This is a genomic window from Meridianimarinicoccus roseus, from assembly GCF_003172915.1.
In the GTDB taxonomy this organism is placed as follows: domain Bacteria; phylum Pseudomonadota; class Alphaproteobacteria; order Rhodobacterales; family Rhodobacteraceae; genus Meridianimarinicoccus; species Meridianimarinicoccus roseus.
The window spans coordinates 30482-52361 of sequence record NZ_QGKU01000039.1 but is presented as its reverse complement, the minus strand read 5'-3'; the positions used below and the strand labels follow the sequence as shown (position 1 = coordinate 52361).

Here is a 21880-nt window from a genome sequence, read left to right as displayed (position 1 = left end):
GCCTATCATGGGCGTCAGGGCCGAGATGCGTTCGGGTCCTAGGCATTTCGGTTCTGGTCGCGGTGATCTGCCTTTCGATGACGGCGCGTGGCGTTGCGGCACAGGGGCTGGACGAGGTCTTTGCCGGGTCTGGCGAGATGTCGGGGCGCGTCCTGCAGATCTTTCTGCTGGTCACCGTACTCAGCCTTGCTCCGGCGATTGCCATAATGATCACGGCCTTCCCGTTCATCGTGACTGTTCTTGCGATCCTTCGGCAGGCCATTGGGTTGCAACAATCTCCCCCGAACATGCTGATTGTCAGTCTGGCCCTGTTTCTCACCTACTACGTGATGGAGCCGGTTTTTCTGATTGCCTGGGCCGAAGGAGGCGGACCGCTGGTGCGGGGCGAATTGCCCATTGAGGCGGCCTTCAACGCCGCCATTGCGCCATTTCGCGATTTCATGATCGGTCGCACCGACCCGGCTACCTTCGACAGCCTGTCGGACCTGCGCGGTCTGCCGCAAGCCGGGATGAACAATGGCTCCAGCCTTTCAGTGCTTGTCCCGTCCTTCATGCTTTCGGAACTCTCGCGGGCCTTTGAGGTCGGTTTCCTGATATTCCTGCCGTTCCTGATCATCGACCTCGTCGTCGCTGCGATCCTCATGTCGATGGGTATGATGATGGTGCCTCCCGCGATCGTTTCGCTGCCGTTCAAGCTGGCCTTCTTCGTGGTGGCCGATGGCTGGACGCTGATCGCGGACGCCCTTGTCAGGGGCTACGTATAGCGTGCCGAACGCTTCCGCGCTTTCGCACAGCCGATGACGTTGCCGCCACGCTCGTGCTGACCATTATCAGCTGGGCTGCCGCTGCGCGGACCCACGCCGTCTTTTTCAAACATGGTCAATCTGGCTGATCGGACAGAGTCATCTGCGGCAAGGCGTGGCACTCGGCGCGGGTCATGCTTTTCCCGTGCCGCGCCGCGGTTGCTTGATGCGCCGGGTTGCTTTCCGGAGCCGGTGTTGACCTGTGGGGCGGCCTCTCCGCCCGGCGCGATCACGGCACGCGGACCGGGCAGACCGCGACACTGTCGTCGGTCCGAGGGCGATTGCAGCCCCGCGATTTTTCTTCGTATGATCCGTGCACTGAACGGAAGGACTTCAGATGCCAAATCCACCGCGCCGCCCGCTGACGCTTCGTGATGTCTCGGAGGCTTCGGGCGTGAGCGAAATGACTGTCAGCCGCGTTCTGCGCAATCGCGGCGACGTTTCCGAGAAGACGCGGGCCCGGGTCCTGGAAGCTGCCAAGACCCTTGGTTACGTTCCCAACAAGATTGCCGGCGCCCTTGCTTCGCAGCGTGTCAACCTCGTTGCGGTCATCATTCCGTCCATGTCGAATATGGTATTCCCGGAGGTGATGATGGGCATCTCCGAGATCCTTGATGACACGGAATTGCAACCCGTTGTCGGTTTGAGCCATTACCGCCCTGAACGCGAAGAGGCCGTGCTGTACGAGATGCTGTCCTGGCGGCCCGCCGGCGTAATCCTTGCCGGGCTGGAGCATACCGACCCCGCGCGGGCGATGCTGGCCAATGCCGGCATCCCGATCGTGGAGATCATGGACACCGACGGCGAGCCGGTCGATGCCATGGTCGGCATTTCTCACCGCCGCGCCGGGCGCGAGATGGGCGAGGCGATCGTCAGGGCAGGTTACCGGCGCGTGGGGTTCCTTGGCACGAAGATGCCGCTTGATTTCCGCGCCCGCAAACGGTTCGAGGGGTTCACGCAGGCGCTTGCGCGGGCCGGGTTAGAAATCGCGGACCAGGAGTTCTATGCGGGCGGGTCCGCGCTGATGAAAGGGCGGGAAATGACCGAGGCGATGCTCGCCCGAACGCCGGATGTGGATTTCCTTTACTATTCCAACGATATGATCGGGGCCGGCGGGCTGCTTTACTGCCTCGAGCGCGGCATGGACATTCCCGGCACGATCGGGCTTGCGGGGTTCAACGGGGTCAATTTGCTGCAGGGTCTGCCGAAACATCTGGCGACAATGGATGCCTGCCGGTCGGAGATCGGCCGCAAGGCCGCAGAGATCATCGCGGCACGCACTCTGCGGGGTGCCGAAGGCGGCGGCGAGGTTGTCACACTCGTGCCCGAGATCACCTACGGGGACACATTGCGCCGTCCGGCGGAGGCTTGAGCCATGCAGGATCGGACCGACTTGCCCTATCGCCCGTGTGTCGGCGTCGTGCTTGCCCGCCCGGACGGGCACGTCTTTGCAGGGCAGAGAATCGACACGCCGGGCGCGTGGCAGATGCCACAGGGGGGGATCGATCCGGGCGAGAGCGCGCGCGCTGCCGCATTGCGGGAACTGGAGGAGGAAACCGGCGTTTCCGGCGCGTTGGTGACCGTCGAGGCGCAGACGCGGGACTGGCTGACTTACGATTTGCCGCCCGAGTTGCAAGGCAGGGTCTGGAAGGGCCGTTTCAGGGGGCAGAAGCAACAGTGGTTCCTGCTGCGTTTTGCGGGGGCAGACGAGGATATCACGATCGCAACCGCGCACCCTGAATTCTCCGTGTGGCAGTGGATGAAACCGGAGGCGCTGATCGCTGCCATCGTGCCGTTCAAGCGCGGCGTCTACGAGCAGGTCTTCGCGGAACTGGGCCCGCAGCTCTAGCCGTCAAGCGGAATCCGCAGGATGCCTGGCACCCCGTCGCAGGCGGGCACAGTGAAGGACAGTGTTTCAGCCTGCCCCCCGGTCACGACGCTTGCTGTGACGGCGCGGCCGCAACTGTCAGGCGTCACTGGAATATCGAGACGATCCGGAACTGCGCCGACGCGAATGTCGGCGATAGGGCCGAGCCCGGGAAACCCGAGCCGGTATTGCACGGCTCCGGTGCCGGACTCGGCAAACGTGACCCCCGGCATCCCCCACGCCGTGCCATCCGGCCAGATCACCGCGGAGAGGCTGGCCGTGCCGGTGGGCTCCCCGGGAAGGTCGGGTGTCAGACGGTGCGCGCCGATGGCGAGCGTCAAGGACGTGCCTTGTGGTAGCGGGGGGAGCGAGAGTTCAAGGCGCCCGTCGGCATCGGTCTCCTCGCCGAAGGCGATGACCGGACCGAGCGCGACACCGACCCGTCCGTAGGGATTGCACGGCGCCGTCAGTGCGAGCGCAAAACCCGTACCAGTCGGTCCGCTCAATGAAATCCGGGGCGTGCAGTCCTGCGACGCTGCCGGGGATGCGGCAAGGCCGAGGCACAGCAGCCACAGGCTGCGGGCAACCAGCGCGGCGTCAGGCAAGCCGTCCGTGGCAATGCTTGAACTTCTTGCCCGAGCCGCAGGGGCAGGGTTCGTTGCGGCCGGGATTGCCCCAGCTCGCTGGGTCCGATTCATCGAAGTCTGGTGCAAGTTCGGCATCAGGGGCGGCATCGGCCCCTGCCGCTACGGCTTCGGCGGCAGGTTGACTTGCACGGGCTCCGAGTGCGGCTTGCTGTTGCGCAAGCATCTGCTGCATCATCGCGTTGCGCTCTTCCTCGGAGAGGGGGCGGATCATCGCAAGTTTCTGGGTGACCTCTTCGCGCAGCCCGTTCAGCAGCCCTTCGAACAGCTGGAAGCTTTCGTTCTTGTATTCGTTCAGCGGGTCGCGCTGGGCGTAGCCTCGAAAGCCGACGACCGAACGCAGGTGTTCCAGCTTCAGCAGGTGGTCGCGCCACTTCGCATCAATGGTCTGAAGCAGAAGCTGCTTTTCGATGGTGCGCATGTTCTCGGCGCCGAAATCGGTGGCCTTCTTCGCCATCAGTTCATCTGCGGCGCGGGTCAGCCTGTCGCGGATCACCTCGTCGTCGACGCCTTCTTCGTCGACCCAGAGGGTCACCGGCACGTCGATCCCAAGCTTCTCGAGCGCGGCGGCATAAAGGCCGGGCCCGTCCCACTGGTCGGCATAGGTCTTGGGCGGGATATGCGTTTCGACCAGATCTTCGATCACCTGGTGGCGCATGTCGCGGGTGATCTCGGCCACGTTGGCGGCTTCCATGATCTCGCGGCGCTGGCCGAAGATGACCTTTCGCTGGTCGTTCATCACGTCGTCGAATTTCAGCAGCTGCTTGCGGATGTCGAAGTTCCGCCCTTCGACCTTAGCCTGCGCCTTCTCAAGCGATTTGTTCACCCAAGGGTGCACGATCGCTTCGCCTTCCTTCATGCCGAGACGTGACAGCATCTTGTCGAGTCGGTCCGACCCGAAGATGCGCATCAGATCGTCTTCGAGCGACAGGAAGAAGGACGACCGGCCCGGATCGCCCTGGCGCCCGGAGCGGCCGCGCAACTGGTTGTCGATGCGGCGGCTTTCATGGCGTTCCGTGGCGAGCACGAAGAGGCCACCGGCTTCCAGCACCTTCGCCTTCTCGTCGGCGTGTTCGGCTTCGATCCGGGCGCGCAATTCGTCGGGATGGGCGTCCGGATCGGCGGCCAGCGCCTCCAGCACCTTCATTTCCACGTTCCCGCCAAGCTGGATGTCGGTCCCGCGACCCGCCATGTTTGTGGCGATGGTCACCGCGCCAAGTTTGCCGGCGTCAGCGACGATCTGCGCTTCCTTCTCGTGCTGGCGCGCGTTCAGGACGTTGTGCGGCACCCCCGCTTTCTTGAGGAGATCCGACAGGGCCTCGGATTTCTCGATGGAGGTCGTGCCGACAAGGACCGGCTGGCCCTTTGCGTGGGCGGTGCGGATCTCTTCCACAATGGCGGCGTATTTCTCGCGGCCGGTGCGGTAGACCGCATCGTCTTCGTCGACTCGTGCGATCGGCTTGTTGGTCGGGATCTCCACAACGCCCAGCCCGTAGATCTCCTGAAATTCCTCGGCCTCCGTGGCGGCGGTGCCGGTCATGCCGGAGAGCTTCCTGTAGAGGCGGAAATAGTTCTGGAACGTGACCGAGGCGAGCGTCACGTTCTCGGGCTGGATCGACGTGCCCTCCTTCGCCTCGATCGCCTGGTGCAGGCCATCCGACAGGCGGCGCCCGGCCATCATGCGGCCGGTGAATTCGTCGATCAGCACGACCTGTCCGTCGCGCACGATGTAGTCCTTGTCCTTCTGGAACAGCTTGTGCGCCTTCAGCGCTTGCGTGACGTGGTGCACCAGCGTGGTGCTTTCCGGGTCATAGAGCGTCTGGCCCTCGGGCAGAAGCCCGGCTGCCATCAGCCTTTGTTCGATGAAGTCGTTGCCTTCGTCGGTGAAAGTGACGTTGCGGGTCTTTTCGTCCAGCGCGAAGTGGTCTTCGGCCATTTCGGGGATGAAGGCATCGACTGCCTTGTAAAGGTCGCTGCGGTCCTGGCTGGGCCCCGAGATGATGAGCGGCGTGCGCGCCTCGTCGATCAGGATGCTGTCGACCTCGTCCACGATGGCGAAGTTGTGCGGGCGCTGGCTGAGTTGAGCAAGGTCAGCCTTCATGTTGTCACGCAGGTAGTCAAAACCAAGCTCGTTGTTGGTCGCGTAGGTGACGTCAGCGGCATAGGCCGCCTTCTTCTCGTCTTCGGGCTGCTGTGGGTACACCACGCCGGTCGTCAACCCAAGTGCACCGTAGACCTTGCTCATCCAGTCGGCGTCACGGCGGGCGAGGTAATCGTTCACGGTGACGATATGCACGCCTTCGCCGGACAGCGCGTTCAGGTAGGCCGGAAAGGTTGCGACCAGTGTCTTGCCTTCGCCGGTCTTCATCTCGGCGATGTTGCCGCGGTGCAGGAAGATGCCGCCGATCAACTGCGTGTCGAATGCGCGCAGACCCAGCGCGCGGCGTGCGGCCTCGCGGCAGTTGGCGAACGCTTCGGGAAGAAGATCGTCAAGGTCGGCGCCCTCGCGGGCGCGCTTTTGCAAATTCGCTGTGCGCGCCTTGATGCCATCATCGTCAAGCGCCTGGAACTCGGGTTCCAGCGCGTTGATCTTCGCAACAAGAGGGCGAACCGATTTGACCAGGCGGTCGTTGGGGGTGCCAAAGACTTTCTTCGCGAGTGTTCCGATACCCAGCACGTGTCACTTCTCCGCTTGCGCTACCCTGGTGCGAGGCGGCCAGTGCACGGGTTGCCCCGCACCACCACTCATCCTACAACAGCGGCCAGGACGCCCCGCATTGCAGACCTGTCGCGATGTAAGGGGCGGCATCTTGAGTGTCAACGTCGCGGCACAGCGCGGCCCAATCCGAAGGAAGTTTCATGCCCATCCGTCCGAGCCTTTGGCTGTCCCCTCTCTGCCTTGCCGCCGCGATATGCGGTGCATCCGCGCAGGCACAGGAGCAGGCCACCGCCGACACCGTTATCGTCACGGTCAACGGCGTGGACATCACGGCAGGCCACCTTCTGATGATGCGGGCGCAATTGCCCCAGCAATACCAGATGCTTCCGGACGAGGCGCTGTTCGACGGGCTGGTGGACCAGGCGGTACAGCAGCAGCTTCTGGCGGGCGAGGTCGCCGCGCTCGACCGTGTCTCGCGACTGGCGCTGGACAATCAGGAGCGCAACATGCGCGCGAACAGCGAGGCGCAGCGCCTCTTCGACGCACGCCTGACCGAAGAGGCGGTGCAGGCCGCCTATGACGCGCGCTATGCCGATGCGGCACAAGGCACCGAATACAACGCTTCGCATATCCTCGTCGAAAGCCTCGAAGACGCCGAGGCGGTAGTCGCCGAGATCGCGGGCGGCGCCGACTTCGCCGAGACGGCACGCGCGCGGTCCACCGGCCCGTCCGGCCCGAACGGCGGCAACCTTGGCTGGTTCGGCGCGGGGATGATGGTGCCGGAGTTCGAACAGGCCGTGGTCGCGCTGGCGCCGGGCGAGGTGTCCGCGCCGGTAGAGACGCAGTTCGGCTGGCACGTGATCCGCCTGAATGAGGAACGTCTTGCCGAAGCGCCGCCGCTCGACGAGGTCCGGCAAGAGATCGTGACGGAGCTGCAGCAGCAGATCCTGTCCGAACGGCTCACCGAACTGGAGGACGCGGCCGAGATCACCCGCAAGTCCGCCGACGAGATCGCTCCGGGGTTCCTGAGCGACGCCGACCTTCTGCAGAACTGAGGCGGCCATGATCGACACGGCGTCTGAGATGCGGCGCCAACGCCGCGCTGTGGTGCGCATGCAGGCGCAGCGGCGGGCACAGATGCGTGCCGCAAGGGTGGCCAGGGCCGCTGGGAAAGCCGCCGCGGTTTCGCCGCTGGCGCCGGCGGGCGGATTTCCGGCGCTGCCGGACGTGGCCGGGGTGACGCTGGCGGCCGGCTCGGCCGGTGTTCGCTATCGCAACCGGACCGACGTGATGCTGGCCGTTTTGGCACCGGGCACCGTGATGGCGGGCGTGACGACGCGTTCCGCAACGCGTGCCGCGCCGGTGCTGGATTGCGAGGACAAGCTGGCGCGCCCCGCCGCCTCGGATGCGGGCGCGGCGATCGTCGTGAATTCGGGAAACGCCAACGCCTTCACCGGGGCGGGTGGGCGGGCCTCTGTCGCTGCCGTGACTGGCGCGGTCGCCGCGCGGACCGGCGTGCCCGAGGCGAGGGTCTTTTCCTCGTCGACCGGGGTGATCGGCGAACCGCTGCCCCATGACCGGATCGTCGCCGCGCTGGACGGTCTGGTGGCCGGGCTGAGGCCCGCCGTCTTTGCGGACGCTGCCCGCGCGATCATGACCACCGACACGTTCCCGAAGGGCGCGGGCGCCGAGGTGGTTCTTGACGGAGCATCGGTGCGGATCGCCGGCATCGCCAAGGGATCCGGTATGATCGCACCCGACATGGGCACGATGCTGGTCTACATCTTCACCGATGCGCGGATCGACCAGCCGCAGCTTCAGGCGATGCTGCGCGAGTTGACCGACACCAGCTTCAACGCGATCACGGTGGACAGCGACACCTCCACGTCGGACACGCTGCTGTTTGCGGCGACCGGGCAGGCCGGACCGCAGATCGCTTCGGGCAGCGCGGCGGCGGAGATGTTCCGCGCGGCGCTGAAGGACGTGATGCTGGATCTCGCGCAGCAGGTCGTGCGCGACGGCGAAGGTGCGACGAAGTTCCTCGAAGTGCAGGTTACAGGAGCGGCAGACGACGCCGATGCGCGCCGCGTTGCGCTGGCCATCGCCAATTCACCGCTGGTCAAGACCGCTGTTGCGGGAGAGGACCCGAACTGGGGCCGCGTCGTGATGGCCGTCGGCAAGTCCGGCGCGGCGGCTGACCGTGACCGCCTGTCGATCTGGTTCGGGCCGCATATCGTGGCGGAAAACGGCTGGGTGTCGCCCGACTACCGTGAAGAAACCGGCGCGGCCTACATGAGGCAGGCCGAGCTTGTGCTGCGTGTCGATCTTGGACTTGGCAGTGGCACGTCCACTGTCTGGACCTGCGATCTGACCCACGACTACATCCGCATCAACGCGGATTACCGGTCGTGAAACTGGTTCTCGTGGCGGCTGTCGTCCTGGTGGACCCGGACGGCCGCGTGCTTTTGGCGCAGCGCCCGGCGGGCAAGGCGATGGCGGGGCTTTGGGAATTTCCGGGCGGCAAGGTGGAACCCGGCGAGACGCCCGAGGCGGCGCTGATCCGCGAGCTGCATGAAGAACTGGGCATCGACACGTGGCAAAGCTGCCTTGCCCCTCTGACCTTCGCCTCACATGGCTATGATGAGTTTCACTTGCTGATGCCGGTGTTCATCTGCCGCAAGTGGCAGGGCGTCATTGTCGCGCGTGAGGGGCAGGCGCTCAAGTGGGTGAAACCGGCCTTGCTGCGCGATTATCCGATGGCGGCAGCTGACCTTCCGCTGATACCCGTGATTCGCGAGTGGGTGTGAGTTGCTGCGCTGCGTCATGCTGTGAAACAATATTTCGCGCCAAGACGTCGCAGTTTGCCGAAAATTTGTTACCAGAATGATGCAAAATTAAGCTGTTTTTCAGATTTATGAAGCTTTTATTGGTGAACTATGTACGCGAATTAACTATAACGAATGTGTGAAATTCAGCTTTGGGGAAGAAGCAGATGCTCAAGACTATCATGATCGGAACCTGCATATCGGTTCAGGGAACCTTCGTGCAGGTGCTCAACAACGGGAAAGTCGCCGTGCAGGTAGGCTCCCGCGTGTTTGAAGGAACGCTCGTCGGATCCTGACCCTTTCGGCCGCCGCCGCGGCCATGTGAACGCCGGTCGGGTCCAGGGCGGGCCAACTGTGTTTCCCAACTCCTACTGCTCTGGCTTGACAGACGTAAGCCGCGAACCCAGTGTTCGCGGCTTATTTTGTTCTGCGTTGTAGATGCCGTCATCAAGCCCCGCGAGGGCGGGGCGGCCCCATAACGCAACACGCCCCGGACAGGCCGGGGCGTGCGATGCTTCGGGATTGAACCTTCAGGACAGGGTGCGTTCGACCTCTTCGCGTTCGAAGATCTCGATCACGTCGTTTGGCCGGATGTCCTCGTAGTTTTCGAAAGCCATGCCACATTCCTGACCGGACTGGACCTCGGCCACCTCGTCCTTGAAGCGCTTGAGCGTTTTCAGAGTGCCTTCGTGGACCACCACGTTGTCCCGCAGAAGGCGCACACCCGCCGAACGGCGCGCGATGCCTTCGGTCACGAGACAGCCGGCAACCTTCCCGACGCCCGACACCTTGAAGACTTCCTTGATGTTGGCATAGCCGATGAACTTCTCGCGGATCTCGTTCGACAACAGGCCCGAAGCCGCCGCTTTCACATCGTCCACCAGATCGTAGATCACCGAGTAGTAGCGGATCTCGACACCCTTCTGGTTCGCGGTGTTCCGGGCCGAAGCGTTGGCCCGTACGTTGAACCCGAAGACCGGCGCGTTGGAAGCTTCCGCAAGGCCGATATCGCTTTCGGTGATCGCACCCACACCGGCATGAAGCACGCGCACGCGCACCTCGTCGTTGCCGATCTTCTCCATCGCCTGAACGATCGCCTCGGACGATCCCTGCACGTCGGCCTTCACGAGGATCGGAAGTTCGACCACGTCCTCGTCCGCCTTGGCCTTGGCCAGTAGCTGTTCCAGAGTGGTGGCGGCACCGGCTGCGGCGCGTTTGTCCTTCGCGGCTTGGTGGCGATATTCGGCGATCTCGCGGGCCTGCGCCTCGGTTTCGACCACGTTCATCACGTCGCCGGCCTCGGGCGTGCCGTTCAAACCCAGCACCTCCACCGGAACGGATGGTCCGGCTTCCTTCACGCGTTCGCCCTGGTCGTTGATCAGGGCACGGACCTTGCCCCACTGCTCGCCGACGACGAAGATGTCGCCCTGGCGCAATGTGCCGTTCTGTACCAGAACCGTCGCGACAGGGCCGCGGCCCACGTCGAGCTGCGCCTCGATCACCGCGCCTACGGCGCTGCGGTCGGGGTTGGCCTGGATATCCAGAAGTTCGGCCTGCAGCGCGATGTTTTCCAGCAAGTCGTCCAGACCCTTGCCGGTCAGCGCCGACACTTCCACGTCCAGCACGTCGCCCGACAGCTTTTCCACGATGATCTCGTGTTGCAGCAGGTCGGTGCGCACCTTGTCGGGGTTGGCCGACGGCTTGTCACACTTGTTGATCGCCACGATCATCGGGACCTTGGCGGCCTTGGCGTGGTTGATCGCCTCGACGGTCTGCGGCATCACCGCGTCATCCGCGGCCACCACCAGCACCACAATGTCCGTCACCTGTGCCCCGCGCGAACGCATGGAGGTGAAGGCGGCGTGGCCCGGCGTGTCGAGGAACGTCAGGAGCTGTCCGCTGTCCGTGGTCACCTGGTAAGCGCCGATATGCTGGGTGATCCCGCCGGCTTCGCCCGCAACCACCTTGGCATTGCGGATCGCGTCGAGGATCGAGGTCTTGCCGTGATCCACGTGACCCATCACGGTGATGACCGGCGGGCGCGGCTTCAGTTTGCCCGGATCGTCCTGCACCATGTCGATAACCTGTTCCACGTCGGCGTCGGAGACGCGCTGCACGCGGTGGCCGAATTCCTCGATGATGAGTTCGGCGGTGTCTGCGTCGATCGACTGGTTCTGGGTGACCATCATGCCGTTCTGCATCAGCGCCTTGACCACATCGGCCACGCGTTCTGCCATTCGGTTGGCCAGTTCCGACACCACGATGGTTTCCGGAAGCTGCACGTCACGCACGACCTTCTCACGCGATTCCTGGCTCTGGGCCTTGCGGCGTTCGCGTTCCTGCTTGCGCTTCATCGACGCAAGCGAGCGCTGCCGCCCGCCTTCGCCGCCCGACAAGGCCTGATTCAGTGTCAGTTTGCCGGACCGGCGACCGTCGCCCATGCCTTTGCCCTTGGACGGGGCGGTGTCGCGGTCCTTGTTGTCCTGCTTGCGCGGGGTCGGCGCGCCAGACTTGGTGGGCGTGGCGCGCGCCTCGGCGGCCTGCGCATCGGCCGGGGTCGCCTGCGGCGTAGCCTTGGCACGGGCCGCGGCCTCCTTGCGGGCGGCCTCTTCCTTGCGGGCGGATTCCTCAGCCTCTTCCTTGGCCTTCAGCGCTTCCTCGCGCTCGCGTTCTTCGCGCTCCTTGGCCTCGATCTCGGCCTTGCGCCGTTCACGCTCCTCGGCGCGGCGCCGTTCTTCGGCCTCGCGATCGCGGGCTTCCTGCATTTCGTTGGCCTTGGCGGCCTGCAGCGCCTTCAGGCGGCGCTCCATCTCGGCATCGCTTATCCCGGCGGGACGACGGGACGGGTCCCCACCGGAGACCGACGGGTTCTTGGCCGCACCCGGTTTGGGCACCACAACGCGCTTGCGCTTGGTTTCAACCACGACGTTCTTCGTCCGTCCGTGGCTGAAGCTCTGCTTCACCTGCCCTGAACGCGGTCCACCGCGAACGCCGAGAGTCTTTTTGCCGTCACTATCGCTCATATGGTCGTCGTACCCTTTCCGACGGGGCGGTCCCCGACGTGCTGTGCGCGCATGCCTTGCAGACGTGCGGCTTCCTCTACAACACGCGTTGTGAGTCCGCCACCCGCAAGCGCGCCGTGTATCACATTTTCACGTCCAAAGGCCAAACCCAGTTCGGACGCGGTCATAATTCCGATCAGGCTGTCCGGCCCGTCCGGTGGTCTGAGCTTGGCCTTGCCCCGCTCCGATCCATCGGCGGCCTGCAGCAGCACCTCTGCCTCGCCCGACACCAGCCAGGCCTTCGTCTTCTCGTAACCCGCCACCGCGGCTCCCGATTTGCGGGCGAGCGACAGCAGGTCGGTCACCCGGCGCAGCAGTGCCGCCTCGACCATGTCGGCCAGATCGGCGGGCGGGGCCACCTGTTTCTTCGCCCCGCGCGAGAATGCTCGCTTGCGCACCGCCGTCTCCAGAACCTCACGGTCCGCCGTCAGCCACATCCCCCGGCCCGGAAGTCGCCCCAGTATATCGGGAACGACTACATCGCCCGGCCCGACAACGAAGCGGACCAATCCCGCCTTGCCGCCTCGCGTGCCGGTGACGAGGCACCGGCGCTCGGGCGCATCCCGGTTCTTATCCGCGCCGCCACGGGTCATTCCAGAGGGTCCGTTGTCGCGCCTCAGGCCTCGGCCTCGTCTTCCGACGCGTCGGCCGTCTCTTCCGTGTCGGCGCCGTCTTGTACCAGTTCTTCCGGATCAACCCAACCCAGTTGCACGCGCGCCGTCATGACGAGGTTCTGCGCTTCTTCCAGGCTGACGTCAAACGGTTCCAGCACGCCGTTGTCCTTCACACGCTGGCCGCCGACCGTGGTCCAGCCGCCGGCCAACTCCCAGTCGGCACAGGTGGCGAAATCTTCCAGCGTCTTCACGCCGTCCTCGGCCAGCGCCACGATCATCTGCGGGGTCAGGCCGTCGAAGTCGAACAGCGACTGTTCAACACCAAGTTCCTGAGCCTTTTCAAGCGCGGCCCGGTTCAGCGCGTCGATATGGTCGCGCGCCCGGGCCTGCAATTCGCCCGCCGTGTCCTCGTCCACGCCATCGATCACCAGCAGCTCGTCGACCTCGACATAGGCCACTTCCTCGAGCGAGGTGAAGCCTTCCGACACCAGGAGCTGCGCGAAGAATTCATCCAGATCCAGCGCATCCATGAACAGTTGCGTGCGTTCGGCAAACTCCGCCTGACGGCGTTCGCTTTCCTGGCTTTCGGTCATGATATCGATGTTCAGCCCGGTCAGCTGGCTGGCAAGGCGCACGTTCTGGCCGCGGCGTCCGATGGCAAGGCTGAGTTGCTCGTCCGGCACCACGACCTCGATCCGTTCGGCGTCGTCGTCCAGAACAACCTTCGAAACTTCGGCCGGCTGAAGGGCGTTGACAAGGAAGGTCGGCTGATCCTCGTTCCACGGGATGATGTCGATCTTCTCGCCCTGCAGTTCATTGACCACCGCTTGCACGCGGCTGCCGCGCATCCCGACGCAGGCGCCGACTGGGTCGATGCTGCTGTCATAAGAAATCACGGCGATCTTGGCACGGCTGCCCGGGTCGCGGGCCACGGCCTTGATCTCAATGATTCCGTCGTAGATCTCGGGCACTTCCATCTTGAACAACTCGGCCATGAATTCCGGCGCGGTGCGCGACAGGAAGATCTGCGGGCCGCGCACTTCGCGGCGCACGTCCTTGATGAACACGCGGATCCGGTCATTCGGACGATAGCTTTCGCGGCCGATCTTCTCGTTCCGGCGCAGAACGGCCTCGCCGCGGCCGATATCGACGATGATGTTGCCATATTCTTCGCGGCGCACGATGCCGTTTATGATCGTGCCAGCGCGATCCTTGAATTCCTCGTACTGCCGCTCACGCTCGGCCTCGCGGACCTTCTGCAGAATCACCTGCTTTGCCGACTGCGCGGCGATGCGGCCCAGTTCCACCGGCGGAACCTCGTCCACGATCTCGTCGCCGACCTTGGGGTCTTCCAGATATTCCTTCGCCTGCGCGACAGTCAGTTCGGCCTGATAATTTTCAAGCTCCTCGTCCTCGACCACGGTGCGCACACGGGTGAAGGTCGCAACGCCCGTCTTGCGGTCGATGCTCACGCGGATATCCATTTCGGCGCCGTAGCGGGACTTCGCGGCCCGGGCGAGGCTTTCTTCCATCGCCTCGACCACGAGACCGGGGTCGATCATCTTCTCGCGGGCCACGGCCTCGGCTGTCTGCAACAGTTCCAGCTGGTTCGCACTGGTGATGGCCATGTTATCGGTCCTCCTCTTGGGGGGCGGTTGCGGGCGCCGCGGCGCTGTTGGATGGGGTCATGTCGTCTTCGATGATCTCGTCGAACTCCGCGGGATCGACCGCGCCGGACGCCTTGCGCTGTCGCAGCATCTCGCTGATCAACTCGTCGGTCAGCAGCAGCTTGGCATCGCTCAGCCAGTCGAATTTCAGGCCGATCGTGCCTTCCTCTATCTCGACCAGCACCTCGTCTCCTTCGATGCCGACCAGAACGCCCTTGAAGCGGCGGCGCCCGTCGATCAACTCGGTCGTCTCGATCTTCGCCTCGTACCCGGCCCACGTTTCGAAGTCCTTCAGCCGCGTCAACGGGCGGTCGATGCCGGGGCTCGACACTTCCAGCGTGTAGGCATCCTCCAGCGGGTCTTCCACGTCCAGCACGGCCGACACGGCTGTGGAGATCTTCGCGCAGTCGTCCACCTCGATCCCGCCTTCGGGCTTGTCCGCCATGATCTGCAACGTCTTGCTCTTGCCGCTCATCAGGCGCACACGCACCAACTCGTAGCCCAGGTCCTCGATCACGGGGGTCAGGATACCCGCCATGCGCTGGTCGATGGCCGCTTTGGCGATAAGGTCGCTCATGGTCGTTCTTTCGGACTGCTAAGGTGTCGGGCGGATGGGCACAAAAAAACGGGCGCGCGGCCCGTCGATATTTCCCGGTGGAGCTTCGGTCGTGACCGGCGCGCCGCTGATAAGGGGCATATACGCCCCCTGCACGGCGACTGCAAGGGCCAAACGCCGCAGCGCCCGCAGGGCCTTTCGCGCGCGCTAAAGCCCGAAACTGCGCCGCTGGCGTGCAACGCGCCGCATGACCTGCACCAGTTCGGCGCTGATGCCCGGCTCCGACAGCGCATGCCCGGCCTGTCCGATCAGCTTCAACTCGCCCTTGGGCCAGACTTGCGACAGCCGCCAGGCCGAGGCCGGCGGGCATATCATGTCGTACCGGCCCTGAACGATGGTGCCCGGCGTGTCCGCAAGGCAGGGCATGTTGGCGATGATCTGACCATCGCTTTCCAGGAATCCGCCATTGATGAAATAGTGGTTCTCCAACCGCGAGAAGGCGCGCGCATATTCCGCCGGGCTCTCGCCGCTCGCACCGTCGTTACGGATCGATGCCAGCGCGTTCTCCCAAGCGGCCCAGGCACGGGCATACCGTGTCTCCAGCACCAGGTCGCCGGAAAAAAGACGCTTGTGGTAAGCGCCGATCAGGTCCCCGCGCTCGTCCTCGGGAATCAGCTGGGTGAACCGCTGCCAGACGTCCGGCCAGAACATTCCCGCGCCGCCGCCGTAGAACCAGTCAAGTTCGGACCGGGTCATCAGGAAGACACCGCGCAGCACAAGATAGGCGACACGCTTTACATGCGCCTGCGCATAGACCAGCGACAGCGTCGCGCCCCAGCTGCCGCCGAACACGATCCAGCGCCCGATCTCCAGCGTGCTCCGAATGCACTCCATGTCAGCGACAAGGTGCCAGGTCGTGTTCGCCTCGACGCTGGCATGGGGCCGTGACCGCCCGCAGCCGCGCTGGTCGAACAGCACGATCCGGTAAAGCGCGGGGTCGAAGTACCGCCGCATGGTAGGGCTGCAGCCGCCACCCGGGCCGCCATGCACCACGACGACCGGAATCCCGTCGGGATTGCCGCACTGCTCGACATAGATGCGATGCCCGTCGCCGACCTCCAGCATCCGCTGGTCAAACGGGTCCAGCGGCGGATAAAGCACCTGTGACGCGGTCTTATGCCCTGCGAATTGCTCCATGAGCAGACTATATAACGCGTCAGACGCCGCGACCATACGAACTGCCGAGAAAAAAGGAACATACGATGCCCGAGTCACAGGACGGCCCGGCTGCGCAGAGCACGGTCGATCCCGCAGAGATCGCCAAATTCGAAGCGATGGCCGCCGACTGGTGGGATCCGGCCGGAAAGTTCCGGCCGCTGCACATGCTCAACCCGGTTCGGCTCGACTACATAACGCGCCAGATTGCCGCGGAATTCGACCGCGATTTGATGGCGGAGCGCCCGTTTTCCGGGCTGCGCCTCCTCGACATCGGGTGTGGCGGTGGGCTGTTGTGCGAACCGATGGCGCGGCTCGGGGCCGAAGTGGTCGGGGCGGACGCCGCGGCGCGCAATATCCCGGTGGCAAAGGTCCATGCAGATCAATCGGGGCTGGACATCGACTATCGCCACACCACGGCCGAGGACATGGCCGCGGCGGGCGAGGCGTTCGATGTCGTGTTGAACATGGAAGTGGTCGAACACGTCGCCGACCCGCTGGCTTACCTGACCGCCTGCCAGACCCTGCTGGTTCCGGGCGGGCTGATGGTCGCATCCACGCTCAACCGCAATCCCAAGAGCTTCCTCATGGGTATCGTAGGGGCGGAATATGTCATGCGGTGGCTGCCGAAGGGCACGCATGAATGGCGGAAATTCATCACCCCCGACGAATTGTTCGAACTGCTGAAGAAGGCCGGGCTCGACCCGGTGGACCGCAAGGGCTTCGTGTTCAACCCGGTGCGCTGGACCTTCTCGATCTCGGATGCCGACCTGTCGGTGAACTACGTCACGGCAAGCCGCAAACCGGCCTGACATCTTGGTCATGTGCGATGCGCTACGCTGCGGGCGGGGCGGCGGGACCCGCAGTCGCCAAAGGCGGGTGTGGGGACATCGCGTGGCGTGCGTAGCACGCCTCCGCCGGATCGGGCCTCTCAGCCCGCTCCGGGAACTGTCGGCGGGGTGAACTCCCGATCATGGCGCAGCGACGGAACCCTGCCGCGCGCCTTGTCGGTCTCGCCAAGATCGAGGTCGACCAGTGTCACGCCCGGCGCCGTGCCCGCGTCGGCGATCACACGTCCCCACGGGTCCACCGCCATCGCGTGCCCCCAAGTGTCCCGATGTCGCCCGTCGCTGCCCGTATGGCGCCCGGTCTGGGCCGGTGCCAGCACGAAGCACCCGGTCTCGATCGCGCGGGCGCGCAACAGCACTTCCCAATGCGCCTTGCCGGTCGGCACCGCGAAGGCCGCAGGCACCGTCAGGATCTGTGCCCCGGCCTGTGCCAGCACCCGATGCAGGTATCCGAAGCGCAGATCGTAGCACACGGTCATGCCGATCCGCGCCAGCGGCGTATCGGCCAGCACCGCCGCATCGCCGGGTCGGAACCCATCCGATTCGCGGTACGCCTCGGTTTCCGACAGCACCACGTCGAACATGTGGATCTTGTCGTAGCGCGCCGCGATCGCGCCGTCCGGGCCGATCAGAAAGGACCGGTTGGCGAAGCGTCCATCGGCATCGCCCGTCTTCAGTGCAAGCGATCCGATCAGCAGCGACACTCCGTGTTCCGCAGCGGCGGCGCGCAGCCCTGCAAGCGTCGGATCCTCCGCCTCTGGGCTCAGCACGGCGTTCTGGTGCGCGCGGCTGGAGGACACGCAATTGGTCACTTCCGGTGTCAGTACGATGTCCGCCCCGCCTGAAGCGGCCTCCGCGACGTAGGCCCGCGCAGCAGCGAGGTTTTCGGGCGGGCTGTCGCCGCTTGTCATCTGCACCAGTGCCGCGCGCATCTCAGCCCTTCAGAAGCGCGTCGAGCTTGCCCGCCCGCTCCAGCGCGAACAGGTCGTCGCAGCCGCCCACGTGTGTCTCGCCCACGAAGATTTGCGGAACGGTATGCCGTCCGTGCGCGCGCTGCATCATCTCCGGCCGCCGTGCCGGGTCGCGGGCGATGTTGATCTCGGTGAACGGCACGCTTTTCTGGTTCAGCAGGCGCTTGGCGGCATGGCAGAAGCCGCAGGTCGGCGATGTGTAGATTTCAACGGGCTGCATCGGGTCGAAATATCCTCTGTCTTTGAGCCAGAACTTAACCATCGCGCGTCACCCGTGCCAGAGCCATCACGGAAACCTGTCTCGCCCCGCCGGAAAGGCAGGTACGGGCGCAGGCGTCCAGCGTCGCGCCGGATGTCATCACGTCGTCGATCAGCAGGATGTCGCGCCCCTGCAGCAACGCGCGGTGGCGCGGCGCGACGGCAAAGGCGCCGTCCACGTTGGCGAAGCGCGCGTCGGGTGACTTGCCGTCCTGCGTGTCCGTGCGGCGTCGACGCATCAGAAGGTCCGGGCAGACCGGCTGGTCCAAACGCCGCGCCAGTCCCGTCGCCAGAACCGCGGCCTGATTGTATCGGCGGCGGAACAGCCGCCACCAATGCGCCGGGACCGGCACGACCAGCGTCCGCTCCGTCAGCAGCGGCTCGGCCCGCGACGCCATCCAGCCCGCCAGCGCCGGCGCAAGATCCAGTCGGTCGCCATGTTTCAGCGCCAGTAGCAGCCGCCGCGCGCCGTCCCTGTACAGCATCACCGACCGCCCGCGCGCCCAGGGGCGCGCCCGGTCGCGGCAGTCGTCGCAGTGAATGGCATGGTCTGTCTCGACCCCCGGCAGCGGCGCGCCGCACAGATCGCAGCCCAGCCCGAGGATGAAGGGCGTATCCCGCCAGCACGGGCCGCACAGCCCGCCCTCCTGAAGCACTAGCCCGTCGCATTGAAGGCATTGCGGTGGGAAAACCAGTTGCAGCGCCCTATGATGCAGTCCCATTGTTGCCGCCCTCCCAAGCCTGAGTTACCGAACCGCCATGACACCCGATGATCGCCCGCGTCTGACCGACCGTGCCGCCCTTGCCGCGAACCGCCGCCGTGCCCGGCGCGCGCCGGACCCGGCGCTGTTCCTTCTTCAGGATACGGCCGCAGAGCTTCAGGAAAGGCTGAGCGACGTTAAAAGAAGCTTTACACGACCTGCGGTTGTAACGGGCCATCCCGATTTCTGGGCGGAAACCCTGCCATCTGCCCGAATCGTGGACGATGCAGAAACGCTGGACCTGCGCGAAGGGGCACATGACCTTGTCGTTCATGCGCTGGCGCTGCACTGGGCGGACGACCCGGTGGGCCAACTGGTCCAGTCGCGTCGTGCGCTGGTGCCGGACGGTCTGTTTTTGGGGTTCACGCTGGGCGGTCAGACGCTGGCCGGGCTGCGCGCCGCGCTTGCCGAGGCCGAGGCGGCGCTGCGGGGCGGGCTTTCGCCGCGCGTGTTGCCGATGGGCGAGATTCGCGACCTTGGTGCTTTGGTACAGCGCGCCGGCCTCGTGATGCCGGTGGCTGACGTATTCACACGGACCGTCAGCTATCAAAACACGCTGCACCTGATGCGGGACCTGCGCGCGATGGGCGAGGCGAACGCACTCGCCGGCCGGGCGCGCCATTTCACCCGGCGCGACGTGCTGATGCGCGCGGCGGAAATCCATGATCGCACCCATGCGCTGCCGGACGGCCGCGTCGGCGCACGCTTCGACCTGATCAGCCTGACCGGCTGGGCGCCGGGGCCGGACCAGCCGCAGCCGAAACGCCCGGGAAGCGCGTCGGTCCGCCTGGCCGATGCGCTCGGTTCGCGGGAAACACCGCTTCCGGACCGTCCCGGAGATTGACCGGGTAGAAATTTCGCTTATCTGACCAGACTTCACATATGCTTTGCACAGAATGGGATGACGCCTATGCTCGACACCAAATCGCTGACCCCGACACAGGTGGCCGAGATGTCGTCAGACCACGCAGCGCATCTGCCCGTGAGCCATCCGCCGGTCCCGAAGCCGAAGATCGGCGTTCTGCTGGCCAATCTGGGCACGCCCGACAACTACGATTACTGGTCGATGCGCCGGTATCTGAACGAATTCCTGTCCGATCGCCGCGTGATCGACTACAGCGCGTGGCTCTGGCAGCCGCTTCTGCAACTGGTGATCCTGTCCACGCGGCCCAGCAAGTCGGGGGCCGCCTACAAGTCGATCTGGAACGAAGAAGCGGGCGAAAGCCCGCTCATGACCATCACCAAGGCGCAGACCGCCGCGGTCAAGGCCGAGCTTGAAAAGCGCTACGGTGCCGAGGTCGAGGTCGATTTCTGCATGCGCTACGGAAATCCGTCGACGCTCAAGAAAGTGGCCGAGATGACCGCGAAGGGGTGCCGCAAGATCCTGTTCTTCCCGCTTTATCCGCAATACGCCGGGGCCACGACCGCGACTGCGAACGACCAGTTCTTCCGCGCGCTCATGAAGGAAAAATTTCAGCCCGCGACACGAACCGTGGCGGCCTATTTCGACCGGCCCAGCTATATCGAAGCTCTGGCGCAGTCGGTGGAACGCGCCTATGAGGCGATGGAAACGAAGCCCGATATCCTCGTGTGTTCCTACCACGGGGTGCCGAAGCGGTACCTGATGGAAGGCGATCCCTACCACTGCCAGTGCCAGAAGACGACGCGCCTTCTCAAGGAACGGCTGGGCTGGACCAACACCGATATCGTCACCACGTTCCAGTCGCGCTTTGGCCCCGAGGAATGGCTCAAACCTTACACTGTGGAGGAGGTCGCGCGCCTTGCCGAGGCGGGCAAGAAGAACATTGCCGTGATCGCACCGGCCTTTTCCGCCGATTGCATCGAGACGCTGGAAGAGATCAACGAGGAGATCAAGGAAAGCTTCGAGGAGGCGGGCGGCGAGCACTTCACCTACATCCCGTGCCTCAATGATGATCCGGCACATGTGGACGCGTTGGTCGAGGTGATCGAAGACAACCTCAAGGGCTGGACCTGAGCGACCGCCCCGGGCGCGCCCGCGATTTGGGAAGGTCGGGGGTCGGCTATCTGCGGATCAAAAGACGGTAGATCAAAAAGAAAAAGGGCGGCACCTTTCGGGCCGCCCTTTTCCATATGTCTCGTGCGCGCAATCAGCTTGCTGCAGCTGCGCCGATGAGTGCCAGCAGGATCACGGGAATGACCCAGCCTGCGTTCGAACCCGAGGTGTCTTCTTCGATGATGACGGGCTCGACAATCGGCTCTTCCAGGCCACCGGCGATACCGGCGGAAGCTGCGACCGAAAGCATGGCGGCGAGAGCGAATTTCTTCATGTTTGACCTCCAGTAGGTGCCGCCCGGTGCATTTGGGTGAGGACCACGGACGGCGGAATGACTGTACCTCGTATGATTCCTATAGCTGCCGTGCTGCCGAAAACGCAACATATCTTGCAAGTTACGGGTGTAGTGATGCAATTCCGCCTCAGATCAGTAGGACCTGGGTGCCGACTTTCGCCAGTTCGAACAGCTCCTGGATATCCTCGTTGTAAAGGCCGATGCAGCCGTTCGAGGACTGCCGTCCGATCTTGCGTACATCATGGGTTCCGTGGATGCGGTAGTACTTCCACGAAAGGTAAAGCGCGTGGGTGCCAAGCGGGTTGTCCGGCCCCGGTGGCACGAAGGGCGGCCATTCGGGATTGCGCTTGATCATCGACGGTGTGGGCGCCCAGCTCGGTCCTTCGACCTTCTGGGTCACGCTGGTCCGGCCCAGCCGCGTCAGTTCGGGCGACAGCGGCACGCTGGTCGGGTAGATCTTGAAAACGCTTTCGTCCTCGGACCAGTAATGCAGGCTGCGGGCCTTGGTATCGACGAGAATCGCACCGCCGCGAAGGGTGTCGAAATGCGGCTGCCAGCGATGGGCACGGAACCCGGCGATGTTGCGCTTGACGATCTCGGGCGCGTCGTCTTCGGGAAACGCGGTGCTGTCCTGGGCCCAGGCCGGAGCGGCCGCGGCACAGGCGATGGCGGCCCCGCTGCGCAGGAACGCGCGGCGTCCGAGAAGATGGTCGGTGCGGTCGGACATCATGAACTCTCCGATATGGATCAAGATGCAACTATATGGCGCGGATGCCGCAGTGGCAATTCAAGTCGGCGTC

At 64.6% G+C, this 21880-nt stretch carries 22 protein-coding genes; 10 read left to right on the top strand and 12 right to left on the bottom strand.

The window, feature by feature from the left end; all coding sequences use genetic code 11:
• The first annotated feature begins 77 nt into the window (after window positions 1–77).
• The 3 genes from fliP (at window position 78) to DKT77_RS13030 (ending at window position 2652) form a co-directional block, all read left to right on the top strand.
• The gene (gene fliP / locus DKT77_RS13040; RefSeq protein ID WP_109812180.1) at window positions 78–764 is read left to right on the top strand and encodes a flagellar type III secretion system pore protein FliP; all 687 of its coding nucleotides are present in this window, start codon (window positions 78–80) and stop codon (window positions 762–764) included.
• A gap of 376 nt (window positions 765–1140) precedes the next feature.
• Entirely contained in the window at window positions 1141–2175 is a 1035-nt protein-coding gene (locus tag DKT77_RS13035) for a LacI family DNA-binding transcriptional regulator (RefSeq protein WP_109812140.1), read from the top strand.
• 3 nt (window positions 2176–2178) lie between these two features.
• Window positions 2179–2652, top strand: coding sequence for an RNA pyrophosphohydrolase (locus tag DKT77_RS13030; protein WP_109812139.1), 474 nt, complete (start codon window positions 2179–2181; stop codon window positions 2650–2652).
• Here DKT77_RS13030 and DKT77_RS13025 read toward each other — a convergent pair.
• Together DKT77_RS13025 and secA are read right to left on the bottom strand one after the other, a co-directional pair.
• A complete protein-coding gene (locus DKT77_RS13025) occupies window positions 2649–3275 on the bottom strand; it encodes a hypothetical protein (protein ID WP_109812138.1) in 627 nt (208 codons plus the stop codon). The two genes, DKT77_RS13030 and DKT77_RS13025, sit on opposite strands and share 4 nt — an antisense overlap.
• A complete protein-coding gene (gene secA / locus DKT77_RS13020; RefSeq protein WP_109812137.1) occupies window positions 3268–5991 on the bottom strand; it encodes a preprotein translocase subunit SecA in 2724 nt (907 codons plus the stop codon). The genes DKT77_RS13025 and secA overlap by 8 nt, the downstream gene beginning before the upstream one ends.
• Before the next feature lie 182 nt (window positions 5992–6173).
• Here secA and DKT77_RS13015 point away from each other — a divergent pair, with 182 nt between their 5' ends.
• The 4 genes from DKT77_RS13015 (at window position 6174) to DKT77_RS21360 (ending at window position 9094) form a co-directional block, all read left to right on the top strand.
• On the top strand, window positions 6174–7028 hold the full coding sequence (locus tag DKT77_RS13015) for a peptidylprolyl isomerase (RefSeq protein WP_109812136.1): 855 nt from the start codon (window positions 6174–6176) through the stop codon (window positions 7026–7028).
• A 58-nt stretch (window positions 7029–7086) separates the two neighbouring features.
• Window positions 7087–8385 (top strand): bifunctional glutamate N-acetyltransferase/amino-acid acetyltransferase ArgJ, encoded by a 1299-nt coding sequence (gene argJ, locus DKT77_RS13010; RefSeq protein ID WP_420798316.1) that lies wholly within the window; start codon window positions 7087–7089, stop codon window positions 8383–8385.
• Window positions 8382–8780, top strand: coding sequence for a (deoxy)nucleoside triphosphate pyrophosphohydrolase (locus DKT77_RS13005; RefSeq protein ID WP_109812135.1), 399 nt, complete (start codon window positions 8382–8384; stop codon window positions 8778–8780). Before argJ ends, DKT77_RS13005 begins: the two co-directional genes overlap by 4 nt.
• 185 nt (window positions 8781–8965) lie before the next feature.
• Complete coding sequence (locus DKT77_RS21360) at window positions 8966–9094, top strand: hypothetical protein (RefSeq protein ID WP_274520084.1); 129 nt, start codon at window positions 8966–8968, stop codon at window positions 9092–9094.
• A gap of 234 nt (window positions 9095–9328) precedes the next feature.
• Here the strand turns inward: DKT77_RS21360 and infB are convergent, their stop codons facing one another.
• From infB to pip, 5 genes are all read right to left on the bottom strand, one after another.
• A complete protein-coding gene (gene infB / locus DKT77_RS13000; protein WP_109812134.1) occupies window positions 9329–11821 on the bottom strand; it encodes a translation initiation factor IF-2 in 2493 nt (830 codons plus the stop codon).
• Window positions 11818–12453: an RNA-binding protein gene (locus tag DKT77_RS12995; protein WP_109812133.1), complete on the bottom strand. Its 636-nt coding sequence runs from the start codon at window positions 12451–12453 to the stop codon at window positions 11818–11820. Before DKT77_RS12995 ends, infB begins: the two co-directional genes overlap by 4 nt.
• 23 nt (window positions 12454–12476) lie before the next feature.
• Window positions 12477–14102, bottom strand: a complete 1626-nt coding sequence (nusA, locus tag DKT77_RS12990; RefSeq protein ID WP_109812132.1) for a transcription termination factor NusA — start codon at window positions 14100–14102, stop codon at window positions 12477–12479.
• Window position 14103: 1 nt separating this feature from the next.
• On the bottom strand, window positions 14104–14718 hold the full coding sequence (gene rimP / locus DKT77_RS12985) for a ribosome maturation factor RimP (protein ID WP_109812131.1): 615 nt from the start codon (window positions 14716–14718) through the stop codon (window positions 14104–14106).
• 186 nt (window positions 14719–14904) lie between these two features.
• A complete protein-coding gene (gene pip / locus DKT77_RS12980) occupies window positions 14905–15894 on the bottom strand; it encodes a prolyl aminopeptidase (protein ID WP_109812130.1) in 990 nt (329 codons plus the stop codon).
• Between the two features lie 65 nt (window positions 15895–15959).
• On the opposite strand from pip, the gene ubiG reads away from it, so the two are divergent.
• A complete protein-coding gene (gene ubiG, locus DKT77_RS12975; RefSeq protein ID WP_109812129.1) occupies window positions 15960–16724 on the top strand; it encodes a bifunctional 2-polyprenyl-6-hydroxyphenol methylase/3-demethylubiquinol 3-O-methyltransferase UbiG in 765 nt (254 codons plus the stop codon).
• 119 nt (window positions 16725–16843) lie between these two features.
• On the opposite strand, the gene DKT77_RS12970 is transcribed toward ubiG, so the two are convergent.
• Genes DKT77_RS12970 through DKT77_RS12960 form a run of 3 tightly spaced genes read right to left on the bottom strand, consistent with a single transcriptional unit; the run spans window position 16844 to window position 18711 of the window.
• Complete coding sequence (locus DKT77_RS12970; protein WP_109812128.1) at window positions 16844–17692, bottom strand: carbon-nitrogen hydrolase family protein; 849 nt, start codon at window positions 17690–17692, stop codon at window positions 16844–16846.
• A gap of 1 nt (window position 17693) precedes the next feature.
• A complete protein-coding gene (grxC, locus tag DKT77_RS12965; protein ID WP_109812127.1) occupies window positions 17694–17951 on the bottom strand; it encodes a glutaredoxin 3 in 258 nt (85 codons plus the stop codon).
• A gap of 34 nt (window positions 17952–17985) precedes the next feature.
• Complete coding sequence (locus DKT77_RS12960; RefSeq protein ID WP_109812126.1) at window positions 17986–18711, bottom strand: ComF family protein; 726 nt, start codon at window positions 18709–18711, stop codon at window positions 17986–17988.
• Between the two features lie 37 nt (window positions 18712–18748).
• Here DKT77_RS12960 and DKT77_RS12955 point away from each other — a divergent pair, with 37 nt between their 5' ends.
• Window positions 18749–19594 carry a methyltransferase domain-containing protein gene (locus tag DKT77_RS12955; protein ID WP_109812125.1) on the top strand — a complete coding sequence of 282 codons (846 nt, stop codon included), beginning with the start codon at window positions 18749–18751 and terminating at the stop codon, window positions 19592–19594.
• A 108-nt stretch (window positions 19595–19702) separates the two neighbouring features.
• Complete coding sequence (hemH, locus tag DKT77_RS12950; RefSeq protein WP_109812178.1) at window positions 19703–20746, top strand: ferrochelatase; 1044 nt, start codon at window positions 19703–19705, stop codon at window positions 20744–20746.
• Window positions 20747–20879: 133 nt separating this feature from the next.
• Here hemH and DKT77_RS12945 read toward each other — a convergent pair whose 3' ends face one another.
• Window positions 20880–21059, bottom strand: coding sequence for a hypothetical protein (locus DKT77_RS12945; RefSeq protein WP_109812124.1), 180 nt, complete (start codon window positions 21057–21059; stop codon window positions 20880–20882).
• 148 nt (window positions 21060–21207) lie between these two features.
• Window positions 21208–21807 carry a L,D-transpeptidase gene (locus DKT77_RS12940; RefSeq protein ID WP_109812177.1) on the bottom strand — a complete coding sequence of 200 codons (600 nt, stop codon included), beginning with the start codon at window positions 21805–21807 and terminating at the stop codon, window positions 21208–21210.
• Window positions 21808–21880: the final 73 nt, after the last annotated feature.